The organism is Streptomyces sp. NPDC032721 (genome assembly GCF_055579625.1).
In genome coordinates, this window is sequence record NZ_JBVIMX010000022.1 from 1 (window position 1) to 15,769 (window position 15,769).

Here is a 15,769-nt window from a genome sequence, read left to right on the forward strand (position 1 = left end):
GGGGGCGCGGGGAACTGCGCGAGCAACCACACTCGACCCGCAGGTAAAAACCCTCGGCCCCGCGGCCAGCGGTCTAGGGAAGGGGCGGGGAGGGGCACAGCCCGCCGCAGGCGCGACACCGCTCAACAGCCTGGGCAGCACGCCCAATCCACGCCCCCTAGCCCTGGACCGCCCGGACGGCACGCCCCCACCCACCCCCACACCCCCCATGGGCTCCCCACAAGCCCACTCCCCCACCCCCCTACCATGACCCCGTGCCCCAACACCAACACCCCGCCCACGACCACGAGATCGAGACCCTGGCCGAGTTCGACCAGGTCCTCGCCCGCGGCCCCCTCACCGGTTACCGGATCCAGTCCGTCGACCTGACCGCCCGTACCTCGGCCCTCCTCGCCACCGACACCGCCGAAGTCATCTTCCTCGGCTGCCCCATGGAGGCCCCCGCCACCGCCAAGGTCCGCGCGGACGGCGCCATGGTGTTCCCGCCCGTCCCGAACCTCCCCTTCGACCCGTACCGGGGGCTCCTCTACAGCCCCGACCACCTCTTCGAGGGCCTGGCCGCCCACGAGTACGAGGCGACCCCGGACGCCCTCGCCTACGCCTGGTTCCAGCGCACCAAGAGCGACGGCGACATATTCGCCTCCATGCTCCGCTCGATCCACGACGACGCCGTCTCCGACGCCCTCGACGAACACCTCCTGGACGCCCCGGTGGTCGGCGTCATGGGCGGCCACGCGATGGCCCGCGGCACCGACGCCTACGCGGGCGCGGCCCGCCTCGGCCGCACCCTCGCCCGCTCGGGCCTCACGGTGGCGACCGGCGGCGGCCCCGGGGCGATGGAGGCGGCGAACCTCGGCGCGTACCTCGCCCCGCACCCGGACCCCGCCCTGGACGAGGCCCTCGGCCTCCTCGGCAAGGTGCCGTCCTTCGACCCGTCGATCACGGACTGGGCGGGCGCCGCCTTCTCGGTACGCGACCGGTGGCCGGACGGCGGTGCCTCCGTCGGCATCCCCACCTGGTTCTACGGCCACGAACCGCCGAACCCCTTCGCCTCGCACATCGCCAAGTACTTCGCCAACGCCACCCGCGAGGACGGCCTGCTGGCCCGCTGCACCGCGGGCGTGGTGTTCCTGCCGGGCGCCGCCGGCACGGTCCAGGAGATCTTCGACAACGCGACCCCCAACTACTACGAGTCGCGCGGCGAGCCCACCCCCATGGTCCTGGTCGACCGCGTCCACTGGACCGAGCGCCTCCCGGCCTGGCCCCTGCTCCGGTCCCTGGCCCAGGGCCGCGCCATGGAACCTCGTATCGCCCTCGTCGACACGGTCGCCGAAGCACCGGCCGCGCTGGAGCGCCTCAGGAACGCCTGAGCCACCACCCTCAAAGCTGAGCCACCCCGAATTCGCTGGCCCCGGCCCACCCGCACCGTCATAGTGGCGCCCATGTCCTCTCTCGTGCGCCACGTGACCATCGACTGTGCCGACGCCCACAAGCTGGCCTCCTTCTGGGCCAAGGTCCTCAACTCCGCCGTGTCCGACGACGACAGCCCCGGCGACCCCGAGGCCCTGGTGACCACCGAGGGCCTCGGGGTCCTCTTCATCCAGGTCCCGGAAGGCAAGACGGTCAAGAACCGGGTCCACCTCGACCTCCAGCCGCAGGACCGCACCCGCGACGAGGAGGTCGACCGGCTCCTGGCCCTCGGCGCCACCGTGTTCGAGGACCACCGCAGGCCCGACGGCAGGGGCTGGGTCACCCTCCACGACCCCGAGGGCAACGAGTTCTGCGTCGAACGCAGCGCCGCGGAACTCCAGAGCTGAACGCACTCCCCGACACATCCGGCCGCGCCAAAAGCAACGCTCACGGCGAATCCGACGTCTGGTAGTCGGAGAACAACAGACCATCCGTGAACGGAGCTTTTGGTGCTCATCGGCCTCATCACCGCCATCGTGGCGTCGATCTGTTACGGCACAGGCTCGGTCCTGCAAGCCGTCGGATCGCGGAAGTCCGCCCGCCGGGAGGCGGCCCAGGCTTCCACCACCGGTGTCACCCAGCACGGCGGACCCAGCTTGCAGTCCACCGCCAAGGCTGCGATGACCTGGGAATTCATCGTCGGAACCATCCTGGACTTCATCGGTTTCGGACTCGGCGCGCTGGCCGCCCGGATGCTCCCGCTCTTCCTTTCCCAGACCGTGATCAGCGCCAACCTGGTGGTCACGGCGGTGCTCAGCGTCAAGATGCTCGGCATCAAGCTGACCCGCAAGGAGTGGACGTCCATCGCGGTCGTCTGCGGCTCACTGGTGCTGCTGGCGACGGCGGCGGGCCACGAGGGCAGCGGCCACACCGAGATGGCGACCCACTGGTGGCTGCTGGCGATCTCCGTGTTCCTGATGGTCGGCGGCACGGTGGCGGTACGGCTGATGGGCGCGGGCGCCGCGATCCTGGCCGGTCTGCTGTCCGGCCTCGGCTTCGGCGCGCTGGGCGTGGGCGTACGCATCCTGAACGGTGTCGACCCCTTCGACCTGGGCACTTTCCTCACGGACCCGGCCCTGTACGCGATCCTGGTCGCCGGCATCGGCGGCATGTACCTGCACACGGTGGCGCTGCAGATCGGCTCGGTCAACGGTGCCACCGCCGCGCTGGTGGTCGGCGAGACCGTACTGCCGGGCATGATCGGCGTGGTCTGGCTGGGCGACGCCTCGCGCCCCGGTTTCGCGTGGGTGGCGATCGTCGGTTTCGTGCTGGCCGTGGCGGGCGCGGTGGCGGTCGCCTGGTTCGGAAAGCACGGCGAGGAATCGGGTACGGAGCCGGAGCTGCCACGCCCTCTGGTGGAGACGCCCCGCTAGCGGACGCCCCCGCCGGCCGATGCCGAGCAGCACCAACGGGTAGACGAGGTACCCGAACCTGCTGGCCGGCATCAGCGCCATGGCCAGCGCGAGCCCGCCCGCCAGTCGTACGGCCGCCGCACGCACCGTCGTCGGCGGCCGTACCACGAGCGACACCGCGACGAGCACGGCGCTCACGGCCAGCAGCACGGCGGCGATCGCCGTGCCGCCCGGCACGTATGCGGCGAGCAGCCGTCCGGGCAGCGGGCTGGCGGCCGGTGACTCGACGTCGCTCATCCCAAGCGGAAACGCGACGGCGTTACGGAAAAACCCCGGGCCATCGCCGACCCCCACCGGCACCACCAGCCCCCCGGCCACCACACCCGCCACCCCACCGCACCACCCGGCCGCCCGCCAGGCACCCGCGACCCGCCAAGCACTCCTGGCCGACCAAGCCCCCCTCCCCCCACCCACCCCCACCAGCAACACCAAAGCCACCGGCAGCGCAGGCCAAGCCGTCCACTTCAGCGCTGCGGCCACCCCCAGCACCACCCCCGCCCAGCCCGCCCGGCCCCGCCCCGCCAGCACCAGGCCGAGGCACATCAGCCCCACCACCGGCAGGTCGATCCCGCCCACCACCAGCGGCAACGCCACCAACGGGCACACCACCACCCACCCGGCCGCCCGCCTCCCCAGCGCCGGCACCACCGCCGCGACGAACACCCCGGCCATCCACCACCGGGCATCCCCGAGCACCCCGCCCCCGAAGAGCGCGTGCGGCAGCCCGAAGACCGCCATGCCGGGCAGATACGGGTTGAAGTCCGCCACCACGGCCGGGTCCGGTACGTACGGGCTGCCGGTGGCGAGCAGCAGCCGCGCCGACCGCTCCACCACCCGTACCTCCAACTGCTCCTGCCCCAGCGCCACCAGCAGCACCAGCGGCAGCACCACGGCCCCCACCACCGCGACCGGCACCGGTGTCAGCCGCCTGCCGCGAAGGACCGGCGGCCGTACGGCGACCCAGGCGGCGGCCCCGTAACCGAGCGCGGCCGACAGGCCCCACATGCGGTGCGGACCGAGCTCCGAGACGAGCCCGAAGCCGAGCGAGGCGACGGCGCAGCCGCCCAGGACCACCGACGGCGCGAGGGACGAAGTGCCGTACAGGGGCGCGGACTTGGCGATGCTCACGGTCATGCGGACAAGATCCGCGAGACCTCACCCGCGAGGCATCACACCGCAGTACCCACCTCCGCGTCACCCCGTGGCACTACGGGAGCCACTCCCCCGCCGCTACTCCGGCAGCAGCACGACCTCGTCCGCCACGAAGGCCACACCCACCTCGGCGCCCTCCTCCGGCGCGTCCCGCAGCGCGACCTCCGCCTCCAGCGGGGCCCCGCCGTCCACCGGCCGCAGCTGTACGGCGACGTGGTGGCCCCGGAAGGTACGGGCGAGGACCGTGCAGGGCAGCCCGTCCGCGACCGGCACCAGCCGCACGCCCGCCGGGCGCACCAGCAGCCGGCCCTGCCCCTGGGCCGCACCCGCCGGAACGGGAACCTTGCCCCACACCGTGTCGGCGGCCTCGCCGCTGACGGTCGCCGCCACCACGTTGTCGAAGCCGAGGAAGCGCGCCACGAACTCCGACGCGGGCCGCTGCCACACCTCCAGCGGGCTGCCCGCCTGTGCGATCCGGCCCTCGTTCATCACCACGACCCGGTCGGCGAGCGCGAAGGCCTCGCCCTGGTCGTGGGTGACGGCGAGCACGGTGGTGCCCAACTGCCCGAAGAGCTGGCGCAGTTCGACGACCAGCCGCTCACGCAGGCCCCGGTCGAGCTGGCCCAGCGGCTCGTCCAGCATGAGCAGCTTGGGCTGCGGGGCCAGTGCGCGGGCGAGCGCGACCCGCTGCTGTTCGCCGCCGGAGAGGTTGGCCACCGCACGGTGCCGGGCGCCGGGCAGTCCGACCAGTTCGAGCAACTCCTCGACCCGGCGCGCCTGTTCGGCCCTGCCGTCACCCCGCATCCGCAGCCCGAAGGCGACGTTGCCGCCGACGTCGTGCTGCGGGAAGAGCTGGTGGTCCTGGAACATCAGGCCCACCCCCCGCCGGTGCACCGGCACCCCCGCCTGGTCGACACCGTCGAGCAGTACGCGCCCGCCGTCCAGACCCTGAAGCCCGGCCACCACCCGCAGCAGTGTCGACTTCCCGCTGCCGCTCGGGCCGAGCACGCAGACGATCTCGTGCGCGGCAACCGTCAGGTCCACCGCGTCGAGCGCCGCCCGCGCCCCGAACCGTACGGTCACGTCCTCCAAGGAAAGCAACTGGTCGGTCATCTCGTCTCAGAACTCCCCGGATACGGATCGGTCGGGCCGCATGCGCTCCAGCACCAGCAGCGACACCGCGCACACCACCATCAGAATCGTGCTCAGGGCCATCGCCTGCCCGTAGTTGAGGTCCCCGGCCCGCCCCAGGAGCCGGGCCACGGCCACCGGCAGCGTCGGATTGTCGGGCCGCGCGATGAAGACGGTCGCCCCGAACTCGCCCAGCGACACCGCGAAGGCGAACCCCGCCGCCACGAGCAACGCCCGCCGCACCAGCGGCAGATCGACCTCCCGCCACGCCCGCAGCGGCGACGCCCCGAGCACCGCCGCCGCTTCCCGCAGCCGCCCGTCCACCGCCCGCAGCACCGGCAGCATCGTCCGTACGACGAAGGGCACCCCCACCAGCGCCTGCGCCAGCGGTACGAGGATCCACGAGGTCCGCAGGTCCAGCGGGGGCTGGTTGAGCGTGATCAGGAAGCCGAAGCCCACGGTCACCGCGGACACCCCGAGCGGCAGCATCAGCAGCGCGTCGAAGCCCCGCACCAGCCGCCCGGCCCGCCGGGTCAGCGCGGCGGCCGCCAGACCGCCCACGACCAGCGCGATCCCGGTCGCCACCACGGCGTACTGGAGGGAGTTCCAGACGGCCTCCAGCGGCGGTACGAGGAAGGCCCCGCCACCGTCCCCGACCGACTGGAGCGCCCGGTAGTACAGGAACCCGTACCCCTCGGGCCCGTCGAAGGACCGCTCCACGAGCACCCCGAGCGGCAGCAGGATCAGCACCAGCACGGTCGTGAGGACGCCGCCCAGCAGCGCCCACTGCCCGAACCCCCTGGGCCGCCGCGAGGTCAGCGCCGGGTCGACGAGCTTCAGCGCGCTCTCCCGGCGCCGTACGGTCCACGCGTGGACGGCGAGGATCGCGCCCACCGCCGCGAACTGCACCAGTGTCAGCACCGCGGCCGTCGGCAGGTCGAGGAGCTGCGCGGTCTGCCGGTAGATCTCCACTTCGAGGGTGGAGAAGGCGGGTCCGCCCAGGATCTGGACGACGCCGAAGGAGGTGAAGGTGAACAGGAACACCATCAGCGCGGCGGCGGCCACGGCGGGCCCCAGCGCGGGCAGCGTCACCCGCCGCCAGGCGGCGAACCGCCCCGCGCCGAGCACCCGGGCGGCCTCCTCCTGCCGTGGGTCGAGCTGCGACCAGAGCCCGCCCACGGTCCGTACGACCACCGCGTAGTTGAAGAACACGTGCGCGAGCAGGATCGCCCAGACCGTGGTGTCGAGCCGTACCCCCCACAGCTCGTCGAGCAGCCCGCCGCGCCCCAGCACCGCCAGGAAGGCGGTGCCCACGACGACCGTCGGCAGCACGAACGGCACGGTCACCACCGCCCGCAGCAACTGCTTGCCGGGGAAGTCCAGCCGTGCGAAGGCGTACGCGGCCGGCAGCGCGAGCAGCAGTGTCAGCAGGGTCGAGGCGACCGCCTGCCAGGTGGTGAACCACAGCACGCCACGGATGTCCGCGTCGCCGAGCACCTCGGCGATCCGCCCGAGCTGCCAGCCGTCGCCGGTCTTCAGCCCGCGCCCGACGATGGCGACGACCGGCCAGGCGAAGAACAGCGCGAAGAACGCGACGGGCCCGGCCATCAGACCGAGCCGCACCGCGCTCCCGCGCCACGAGCCCCGCCCGGCGGCCGTGTCCCGCTTCCGGCCGCCGGGCCGCGTGCTCTCGCTGTCGCCCTTTACTTGTTCACCAGCGAGGACCACGACTTGACCCACTTCTCGCGGTTCTCGGCGATCTTCTTCGGGTCCACGGTCACCGGCGCCCCGACCTTCGCGCCGAACTTCTCGTACACCTCGGGCAGCTTGGTGCCCTTGACCGCCGGGTTGACGAACATCTGCAGCGGCAGGTCCTCCTGGAACTGCTTGCCGACGAGGAAGTCGAGCAGCGCCTTGCCACCGGCCTCGTTCTTCGCCCCGTTGAGCAGCCCCGCGAACTCGATCTGCCGGAAGCAGGTGTCGGTGAGCACCCCGGTCGGCGCCTCGGTGGGCTGCGGCTTCGCGTAGAGCACCTCGACGGGCGGGCTGGAGGCGTACGAGACGACCAGCGGCCGGTCCGCCTTGGCCTTCTTCCCGCCGGCGGAACCGGAGAACTCCTCGTTGTAGGCCTGCTCCCAGCCGTCGACGACCTTGACGCCGTTGTCCTTCAGCTTCTGCCAGTACGCCTGCCAGCCGTCGTCGCCGTACTTGCCCGCGGTCGCGAGGAGGAAGCCGAGACCGGGCGAGGAGGTCGCCGCGTTCTCGGTGACCAGCAGGTTCTTGTACGCGGGCTTGGTCAGGTCGTCCAGCGTCCTGGGCGGCGCCAGCTTCTTGTCGGCGAAGTACTTCTTGTCGTAGTTGACGCAGATGTCGCCGGTGTCGACGGGGGTGACGCGGTGTTCGCCCTTGTCCAGCTGGAGGTCGGCCGGGATGCCGTCGAGCCCCTTGGCCTCGTACGGCGTGAAGATCCCGTTGTCGAGCGCCCGCGACAGCAGGGTGTTGTCGACGCCGAAGAAGACGTCGCCGCGCGGCGAGCCCTTGGTGAGGACCTCCTGGTTGAGCGCGGTCCCGGCGTCCCCGCCCTTCAGCCGCTTGACGGTGTAGCCGGTCTGCTGGGTGAACGCCTTCAGCACGGATTCCGAGACGTTGAACGAATCGTGGCTGACGAGCGTGACCGTCTTGGACTCGGCGCTGTCCTTCTCGGGCGACGCCTTCCCGCCGCAGGCCGCGAGGGTGCTGACGCCGAGCGCGGCGGCGACGGATATCGCCGCGTACCTCTTGACGGTGTGGGTGGTGCTCACTGGTGAATTCCTCCTGGAAATGACCAGGAAGAGACGCGGCCCCGCCCGCTTCCGGACGACCGGAACGCGGGCAGGGCGCAACAGCTTGAGTAACGACCGAACTTCCTACCCAGAATGACCTGAGCGAGGTTCAGAGGGTCTGCAGTCAGGACTGCACTCTCAGCGCTGTGGCGCTCCCCTGTCGGAATATGCAAATGTGCAGCCCAGCGTACTACCAGGCCTGTGCGCGTTACCGCTCGGAGGCCGCCAGCTGGCCGCAGGCCCCGTCGATCTCCTGGCCCCTGGTGTCCCGTACGGTCACCGGCACCCCGTGGGCCGCGATGGCCTCGACGAAGGCCTTCTCGTCCTCGGGCCGCGAGGCGGTCCACTTCGAACCCGGCGTCGGGTTCAACGGGATCAGGTTGACGTGCACCCGCTTGTTCTTGAGCAGCCGGCCCAGCAGGTCACCGCGCCACGCCTGGTCGTTGATGTCCCTGATCAGCGCGTACTCGATCGAAATCCGGCGGCCGGACTTCTCCGCGTACTCCCACGCCGCGTCCAGCACCTCGCGCACCTTCCAGCGGGTGTTGACCGGCACCAGGGTGTCGCGCAGCTCGTCGTCCGGCGCGTGCAGCGACACGGCGAGACGGCACTTGAAGCCCTCGTCGGCGAACCGCAGCATCGCGGGCACCAGACCCACGGTCGACACGGTGATGCCGCGCTGCGACAGCCCAAGACCGTCGGGCTCCGGGTCGGTCAGCCGGCGGATCGCCCCGACGACGCGCTTGTAGTTGGCGAGCGGCTCGCCCATCCCCATGAAGACGATGTTCGACAGCCGCGCCGGACCACCGGGCACCTCGCCGTCACGCAGCGCGCGCATGCCGTCCACGATCTGGTGCACGATCTCCGCGGTCGACAGGTTCCGGTCGAGCCCGGCCTGCCCGGTCGCGCAGAACGGGCAGTTCATCCCGCACCCGGCCTGCGAGGAGATGCACATGGTGACCCGGTCCGGGTACCGCATGAGCACGGACTCGACCAGCGTCCCGTCGTGCATCTTCCACAGCGTCTTGCGCGTGGTCTCCTGGTCGGTCGACAGATGGCGCACGACCGTCATCAGCTCGGGCAGCAGCGCCTCGCGCAGCTTCTCCCGCGAGCCGGCCGGGATGTCGGTCCACTGGGCGGGGTCGTGGGCGTACCGGGCGAAGTAGTGCTGGGAAAGCTGCTTGGCGCGGAACGGCTTCTCACCGATCTCGGCCACGGCCTCCTTGCGCTCGGCGGGCGTGAGGTCGGCGAGGTGCCGCGGGGGCTTCTTGGCTCCGCGGGGCGCGACGAAAGTGAGTTCTCCGGGTACAGGCATGGTCAAACCAGTGTCTCAGATGTACGAGAAGGGGCCCGCCGTCCTGTGGACGGCGGGCCCCTTCTCGTACGTCTCAGCAGGTCACAGACGCGAGGTCATGCGAGGTCAGGCTGATCCCACGAAGATCACCATCATCAGCCAGACCACCGGAGCGGTCGGCAGCAGCGAGTCGAGGCGGTCCATGATGCCGCCGTGGCCCGGCAGCAGCGTGCCCATGTCCTTGATCCCGAGGTCCCGCTTGATCATGGACTCGCCCAGGTCACCGAGGGTGGCACTGGCCGCGACCGCGAGGCCGAGCAGCGCGCCCTGCCACCACGTACCTCCGTCGACCAGCAGCGTCATGCACAGCACGCCCGCCACCATCGCGAAGGCGATCGCACCGAGCAGGCCCTCGCGGGTCTTGCCGGGGCTGATCCGCGGGGCCAGCTTGTGCTTGCCGAAGCGCCAGCCCACCGCGTACGCACCGGTGTCGCTGACCACGGTGAGCAGCAGGAACGTCAGCACCCGCTGCGGCCCGTCGTTCGCGGCGAGCATCATCGCGACGAAGGTGGCCAGGAACGGCACGTAGAACGCGGCGAAGACACCCGCGGTGACGTCCTTGAGGTACCCCTCCGGCGGTTCGGTCATCCGCCAGACCAGCACCGCCAGCGCCGTGAGCGCCATGGCCACCCAGGAACCCTCGGGTCCGCGCACGTAACCGGCGACGACCATCGCCGCTCCGCCGACCGCGAGCGGTACCAGCGGAGCCTTGATTCCCTTGCGCTCCTCCAGGCGGGAGGTCAGCTCCCAGAGACCGACGACGACGGCGACCGCTATGACGCCGATGAAGGCGGCCTTCCAGACGAACAGGGACGCGACGATCACCACGCCGAGCCCGAGACCCACCCCTATGGCGGAACGCAGATCGCGGCCCGCGCGCTTCTTCTCGGGCGGCTTGGGGGCCGGGGACGACGGGGTGGACATGGGCTCCTGCGGCATCTCGTCGCGGAACAGGGGACCGCTCTGCGCTGCGAAGTCGTGACTCGCAGCGGAAGCGGCCCCCCGCGTCCGGTCGTCGCGGTGGTCGGCGCCTCTGCCTGACTCAGGGCCTGACTCGGGACCTGACGGGGGACCTGTCTCGGGCACGATGGGCATGGGCCGAGTGTGCTGGGCGTCATGCGCATCGTACGCGGGACCCGCCGGGAGGGGCCCCTGGTCGGGGGCGGTCCATTCACCGGCATAGCCCGCCCGTGGCTGGGCCCCCCAGGAAGAGTCGTTCATCAGACCTCGAGCAGCTCGGCTTCCTTGTGCTTCAGCAGCTCGTCCACCTGGGCCACGTACTTCGTGGTGGTGTCGTCGAGCTCCTTCTCCGCACGGCGGACCTCGTCCTCGCCGGCCTCCTTGTCCTTGACCAGCTTGTCAAGGGTGTCCTTGGCCTTGCGGCGCACGGCGCGGATGGAGATCCGGGAGTCCTCGGCCTTGTTGCGCGCGACCTTGATGTAGTCCTTGCGGCGCTCCTCCGTCAGCTGGGGGAACGTCACTCGGATGATGCGGCCGTCGTTGCTCGGGTTGACGCCGAGGTCGGAGTCGCGGATCGCCTGCTCGATGTTGCGCAGTGCGCTCGCGTCGAAGGGGGTCACCACGGCCATCCGCGGCTCGGGCACCGAGAACGACGCCAGCTGGTTGATCGGCGTCAGTGCGCCGTAGTAGTCGGCCACGATCTTGTTGAACATCGCCGGGTGCGCACGGCCGGTGCGGATCGCGGCGAAGTCCTCCTTGGCGACCACGACGGCCTTCTCCATTTTCTCCTCGGCCTCGAGGAGGATCTCTTCAATCACCACGTACTCCTGCATGTCTGGAACTGCTGCTGCATGTCTTGGACTGCTGCTGCGTGCGTCTGCTGCTGCGTGCGTCTTCTCCTGCACGGTGTCCGACCGGCAGGACATTGTCCATCCCCGGGGCGAGGGGTCAGGCGCGGGTACCCTGCGCGTTGACGAGCGTGCCGATCTTCTCACCCTTGACCGCGCGGGCGATATTGCCCTCGGCCAGCAGCTCGAAGACCAGGATCGGCAGGTCGTTGTCGCGGCACAGCGTGATGGCGGTGGCGTCGGCGACCTTGAGGTCGCGGGACAGCACCTCGCTGTACTCCAGCGCGTCGAACTTCACCGCCGCCGGGTTCTTCTTGGGGTCGGAGTCGTAGACCCCGTCGACCCCGTTCTTGCCCATGAGCAGGGCTTCCGCGTCGATCTCCAGGGCGCGCTGGGCGGCCGTGGTGTCCGTCGAGAAGTACGGCATGCCCATGCCCGCGCCGAAGATCACGACGCGGCCCTTCTCCAGGTGCCGTACGGCGCGCAGCGGAATGTACGGCTCCGCGACCTGGCCCATGGTGATGGCGGTCTGGACGCGGGAGTCGATGCCCTCCTTCTCCAGGAAGTCCTGGAGGGCGAGGCAGTTCATGACCGTGCCGAGCATGCCCATGTAGTCGGAGCGGGCCCGGTCCATGCCGCGCTGCTGGAGTTCGGCGCCGCGGAAGAAGTTGCCGCCGCCGATGACGACCGCGATCTCCGCGCCGTCGCGCACCACTGCGGCGATCTCGCGCGCGATGGCGTGCACGACGTCGGGGTCGACGCCCAGCGCACCGCCGCCGGCGAACGCCTCGCCGGACAGCTTCAGCATGAAGCGGCCGGTCTTCTTGCCGTTGTCGTGGGACTGGTTGGCGTCCGCGCCCTGATTCATGCCCTGATCCATGGGGGTTCTCCTCGTGCACATACGAAGAAGGCCATTGCCGGTGGAACTCGCGGTTCCCTCTGCGGCAATGGCCTCCTCGTCAGATCTGCGGCCCCCCGGCGCGTACGCCGGGCGGCTGCATTAGACCCTAGCCGGGTCTGGCGATGTTCGCGTTACGTCGACGAAGTCGGACGTACGGATCAGATGCCGACCTTGATGCGCGCGAAGCGCTTCAGGGTGACACCGGCCTCGTCCAGGACCTTCTGGACGGACTTCTTGTTGTCCAGCGCGTACGGCTGGCCAAGAAGGGTGGCCTCCTTGAAGAAGCCGTTGACGCGACCCTCGACGATCTTCGGGAGGGCGGCCTCGGGCTTGCCCTCGGCGCGCGTGGTCTCCTCGGCGACGCGGCGCTCGGTCTCGACGACCTCGGCCGGAACGTCTTCCTTGGTGAGGTACTTCGGCGCGAAGGCGGCGATGTGCTGGGCGATGCCACGGGCCAGGTCGGCGTCGGCCTTGTCCAGCTCGACCAGAACACCGATCTGCGGGGGCAGGTCGGGCATGGTGCGGTGCATGTACGCGGCGACGTAGGCGCCCTCGTACTGGGCGAAGCGCTCCAGGACGATCTTCTCGCCGAGGTTGGCATTGGCCTCGTCGACGAACGCCTGCACGGTCTTGCCAGCCTCGATCTCGGAGGCGAGCAGGGTGGCGAGGTCGGCCGGCTTGGTGGCGGCGACGTGCGCGGCCAGCTGGTTGGCGACGGCCTGGAACTTCTCGCCCTTGGCGACGAAGTCGGTCTCGCACTTGAGCTCGACGATGACACCGGAGGTGTTGTCGTCGGCGATCAGGGAGACGACGGCGCCGTTCTCGGCCGAACGGCCCTCGCGCTTGGCGACGCCCTTCTGGCCCTTGATCCGAAGGGCTTCGACGGCCTTGTCGACGCTGCCGTCGGCCTCGTCGAGAGCCTTCTTGCAGTCCATCATGCCGGCGCCGGTGAGCTCGCGGAGCTTCTTGACGTCAGCGGCGGTGTAGTTCGCCATGAGTCTGTGAATCTCTTCTCGAAAGTCGTGATCTACGAGTCGTGATCCGCGCGATCTACGGGGTGACCGGATCGACGCGATCTACGGGTGAACGGCGGGGGCGGGACGCGCTTGGCGCCCCATCCCCCGCCGTCGATCAGCCGTTAAGGGCTGGGTCAGGCCTGCTCGGCGTCCGCGGCAGCGGCCGGAGCCTCGGCAGCCTCGGCGTCCGCGACCTTCTCGGTCTCGGCGGAGGTCTGGACCTCGGCCTCGGCGGCCGGGGCGGCCTCAGCGGCAGCGGCGTCGGCGGCCGGAGCCTCGTCAGCCTTCTTGTCGCCCTCAAGCAGGTCGCGCTCCCACTCGGCGAGCGGCTCGCCGGCGGCCTTCTCGCCCGGCTTGGAGTCGCCCGTGGCGGCACCGGAGCGGGCGATGAGGCCCTCGGCGACGGCGTCGGCGATCACGCGGGTGAGCAGCGTGACGGAGCGGATCGCGTCGTCGTTGCCGGGGATCTTGTAGTCGACCTCGTCGGGGTCACAGTTGGTGTCGAGGATCGCGACGACCGGGATGCGCAGCTTGCGCGCCTCGCCGACGGCGATGTGCTCCTTCTTGGTGTCGACGATCCACACCGCGGAAGGAACCTTCGACATCTCGCGGATACCGCCGAGGGTCTTCTCCAGCTTGGCCTTCTCGCGCGAGAGGACCAGGAGCTCCTTCTTGGTGAGGCCCGACGCGGCCACGTCCTCGAAGTCGATGAGCTCCAGCTCCTTCAGGCGCTGGAGGCGCTTGTAGACGGTGGAGAAGTTGGTCAGCATGCCGCCGAGCCAGCGCTGGTTCACGTAGGGCATGCCCACGCGGGTCGCCTGCTCGGCAATGGCCTCCTGGGCCTGCTTCTTCGTACCGACGAACATGATGGAACCGCCGTGGGCGACGGTCTCCTTCACGAACTCGTAGGCGCGGTCGATGTACGACAGCGACTGCAGGAGGTCGATGATGTAGATGCCGTTGCGCTCCGTGAAGATGAAACGCTTCATCTTCGGGTTCCAACGACGGGTCTGGTGACCGAAGTGGACGCCGCTTTCCAGCAGCTCCCGCATCGTGACGACGGCCATGGCCGTACTCCTTGAGGTACTCGGTTATCACTTCCGCCGGACGGCGGTCGCGCCTGACGTCCCACGCGTCGTGACCGTTGAGGAGTGAACCCTTGGGGACCGAGCGACGCTGCCACCGACCGCTGAGGAGTGGGTGGTGGCGGGACGTGCGAAGTCGACCCGGTGACCCGGATCGCCACAAGAAGTGTACGGGACCCGCACAGTGCCGGGTGACGGCGTTGTCCACAACCGTCCGGCCGTCCACAGAAACGGTCCATGATCCCCGCGATCGGGCCCGCTGCGGGACCGTTTCCGGCATGTACCGACTGGTGATCGCGATGCTGTTGCCGCTGGCCCTCGTCCTGTCCGCGGGGCCCGTCCGCGCGGCGGAAGGACCGTCCGGCCGCGCCTGGCCGGTGGGTGTGCGGCCCGCTGTCGTACGGGGCTGGGAGCCGCCGCCCACGCCGTACGCGGCGGGGCACCGGGGGGTGGACCTGGCGGCCGGTCCCGGCGAGGAGGTGCGGGCGGCCGCCCCGGGCACGGTGTCCTTCGCGGGCCGGGTGGCGGGCCGCGGAGTGCTGTCGATCACGCTGCCGGGTTCCGGGGACCCGCCGCTGCGGACCACGTACGAACCGGTGCGCGCCGTGGTGGACAAGGGCGACGTGGTGACGGCGGGCCAGGTGGTGGCGGTGCTGGAGCCGGGGGCGTACCACTGTCCGGCGGCGGCCTGTCTGCACTGGGGGCTGCTGCGGGGCGAGACCTATCTGGACCCGCTGTCGCTGCTGCCGCCGGGGCTGCTGCACCGGGGGCCGCCCAGGCTGCTGCCGGTGTTCGGGATCCCGCCGCCGGGGCCGCCGGAACCTCTGCTTCCAGGGCCCGTACCCCCGGAAGGGGTGGGGCGTGCGGCGAACGTCGCGGGGCTCGCCCCGGACGCCCTGCACGGGCTGGCCCTGACGGCCGCCGCGGCGGTGGCGTACGCACTGCGTCGTCGGCGGATACGGGGCCCGGGCGGGGGTCCGCCCCGGGGACCGGGCCCGGGTCCGGGACCGGGTCCGGGTCCGATCAGCCCCGTACGCCGCGCAGCGCCATCGACACCGCGGCCTCGGTGATCACGGCGGGCTCCTCGGCGGCGCCGCCCAGCTCCATGCGGCGCACGGCGGCGTCGACCACGCCCTGGAGCATCATCGCGGCGAGCCGGGGCTGCTCGTGGCCCAGTTCGCGCAGGGCGTCGCCGATCATCGTGACCAGCCCGCCGTGCGCGGCACGGATCTTCTCCCGGGCGCCGGCGTCCAGCTCGCTCGCGGAGATGGCGACGACGGCGCGGTGACGGCGGTCGCCGACCAGCGTCAGCTGCTGCCGCACGTACGCCTCGACCTTGCCCTCGGCGGTGTCTGCGGCCGCCATGGCGGTCTCGACCTCGCCCGCCCAGACGGGGAAGTCGACGGCGCACAGCTCCTCGACGACCGCCCCCCGGGAGCGGAAGTACTCGTAGACCGAGGAACGGGCCAGGCCCGTGCGCTCGGCGAGGGCGGGGAAGGTCAGAGCCTCCGTACCGCCTTCGGACAGGAGGGAGCGTGCAGCGTCCAGCAGGGCACTGCGCTGCATCATCCGGTGCTCGGCCACGGAGGCCGCTCGAATCCTTGGCACGGGCTCCACT

General features: G+C 70.9%; 15 protein-coding genes. 5 read left to right on the forward strand and 10 right to left on the reverse strand.

The window, feature by feature from the left end; all coding sequences use genetic code 11:
• The first annotated feature begins 254 nt into the window (after window positions 1–254).
• The 4 genes from ACZ5PB_RS34990 (at window position 255) to ACZ5PB_RS35005 (ending at window position 3,861) form a co-directional block, all read left to right on the forward strand.
• Window positions 255–1,370, forward strand: a complete 1,116-nt coding sequence (locus ACZ5PB_RS34990) for an LOG family protein (protein WP_468696879.1) — start codon at window positions 255–257, stop codon at window positions 1,368–1,370.
• Between the two features lie 72 nt (window positions 1,371–1,442).
• Window positions 1,443–1,817 (forward strand): VOC family protein, encoded by a 375-nt coding sequence (locus ACZ5PB_RS34995; RefSeq protein ID WP_468696881.1) that lies wholly within the window; start codon window positions 1,443–1,445, stop codon window positions 1,815–1,817.
• 102 nt (window positions 1,818–1,919) lie between these two features.
• Window positions 1,920–2,843 carry a DMT family protein gene (locus ACZ5PB_RS35000; protein ID WP_468696883.1) on the forward strand — a complete coding sequence of 308 codons (924 nt, stop codon included), beginning with the start codon at window positions 1,920–1,922 and terminating at the stop codon, window positions 2,841–2,843.
• Between the two features lie 79 nt (window positions 2,844–2,922).
• On the forward strand, window positions 2,923–3,861 hold the full coding sequence (locus tag ACZ5PB_RS35005; protein ID WP_468696885.1) for a hypothetical protein: 939 nt from the start codon (window positions 2,923–2,925) through the stop codon (window positions 3,859–3,861).
• A 251-nt stretch (window positions 3,862–4,112) separates the two neighbouring features.
• Here ACZ5PB_RS35005 and ACZ5PB_RS35010 read toward each other — a convergent pair whose 3' ends face one another.
• The 9 genes from ACZ5PB_RS35010 to rpsB all read right to left on the reverse strand — a co-directional run bounded on the left by ACZ5PB_RS35010 (window position 4,113) and on the right by rpsB (window position 14,133).
• Window positions 4,113–5,147 carry an ABC transporter ATP-binding protein gene (locus ACZ5PB_RS35010; protein ID WP_468696886.1) on the reverse strand — a complete coding sequence of 345 codons (1,035 nt, stop codon included), beginning with the start codon at window positions 5,145–5,147 and terminating at the stop codon, window positions 4,113–4,115.
• 6 nt (window positions 5,148–5,153) lie between these two features.
• Window positions 5,154–6,773: an ABC transporter permease gene (locus ACZ5PB_RS35015; RefSeq protein ID WP_468697051.1), complete on the reverse strand. Its 1,620-nt coding sequence runs from the start codon at window positions 6,771–6,773 to the stop codon at window positions 5,154–5,156.
• Window positions 6,774–6,868: 95 nt separating this feature from the next.
• Window positions 6,869–7,966, reverse strand: coding sequence for a thiamine ABC transporter substrate-binding protein (locus ACZ5PB_RS35020; RefSeq protein WP_468696887.1), 1,098 nt, complete (start codon window positions 7,964–7,966; stop codon window positions 6,869–6,871).
• A 229-nt stretch (window positions 7,967–8,195) separates the two neighbouring features.
• Window positions 8,196–9,302, reverse strand: coding sequence for a dual-specificity RNA methyltransferase RlmN (gene rlmN / locus ACZ5PB_RS35025; protein ID WP_468696889.1), 1,107 nt, complete (start codon window positions 9,300–9,302; stop codon window positions 8,196–8,198).
• Between the two features lie 105 nt (window positions 9,303–9,407).
• Entirely contained in the window at window positions 9,408–10,562 is a 1,155-nt protein-coding gene (locus tag ACZ5PB_RS35030; RefSeq protein ID WP_468696890.1) for a phosphatidate cytidylyltransferase, read from the reverse strand.
• Window positions 10,562–11,119, reverse strand: a complete 558-nt coding sequence (gene frr / locus ACZ5PB_RS35035) for a ribosome recycling factor (RefSeq protein WP_399440379.1) — start codon at window positions 11,117–11,119, stop codon at window positions 10,562–10,564. Before frr ends, ACZ5PB_RS35030 begins: the two co-directional genes overlap by 1 nt.
• A gap of 130 nt (window positions 11,120–11,249) precedes the next feature.
• Window positions 11,250–12,017, reverse strand: a complete 768-nt coding sequence (gene pyrH, locus ACZ5PB_RS35040; protein ID WP_468697052.1) for a UMP kinase — start codon at window positions 12,015–12,017, stop codon at window positions 11,250–11,252.
• Between the two features lie 191 nt (window positions 12,018–12,208).
• Window positions 12,209–13,045: a translation elongation factor Ts gene (tsf, locus tag ACZ5PB_RS35045; RefSeq protein WP_468696892.1), complete on the reverse strand. Its 837-nt coding sequence runs from the start codon at window positions 13,043–13,045 to the stop codon at window positions 12,209–12,211.
• A gap of 155 nt (window positions 13,046–13,200) precedes the next feature.
• Window positions 13,201–14,133 (reverse strand): 30S ribosomal protein S2, encoded by a 933-nt coding sequence (gene rpsB / locus ACZ5PB_RS35050; protein ID WP_468696893.1) that lies wholly within the window; start codon window positions 14,131–14,133, stop codon window positions 13,201–13,203.
• Window positions 14,134–14,429: 296 nt separating this feature from the next.
• On the opposite strand from rpsB, the gene ACZ5PB_RS35055 reads away from it, so the two are divergent.
• Window positions 14,430–15,221 (forward strand): peptidoglycan DD-metalloendopeptidase family protein, encoded by a 792-nt coding sequence (locus ACZ5PB_RS35055; RefSeq protein ID WP_468696895.1) that lies wholly within the window; start codon window positions 14,430–14,432, stop codon window positions 15,219–15,221.
• Here ACZ5PB_RS35055 and ACZ5PB_RS35060 read toward each other — a convergent pair.
• On the reverse strand, window positions 15,175–15,735 hold the full coding sequence (locus ACZ5PB_RS35060; RefSeq protein ID WP_468697054.1) for a TetR/AcrR family transcriptional regulator: 561 nt from the start codon (window positions 15,733–15,735) through the stop codon (window positions 15,175–15,177). The genes ACZ5PB_RS35055 and ACZ5PB_RS35060 overlap by 47 nt on opposite strands.
• Window positions 15,736–15,769: the final 34 nt, after the last annotated feature.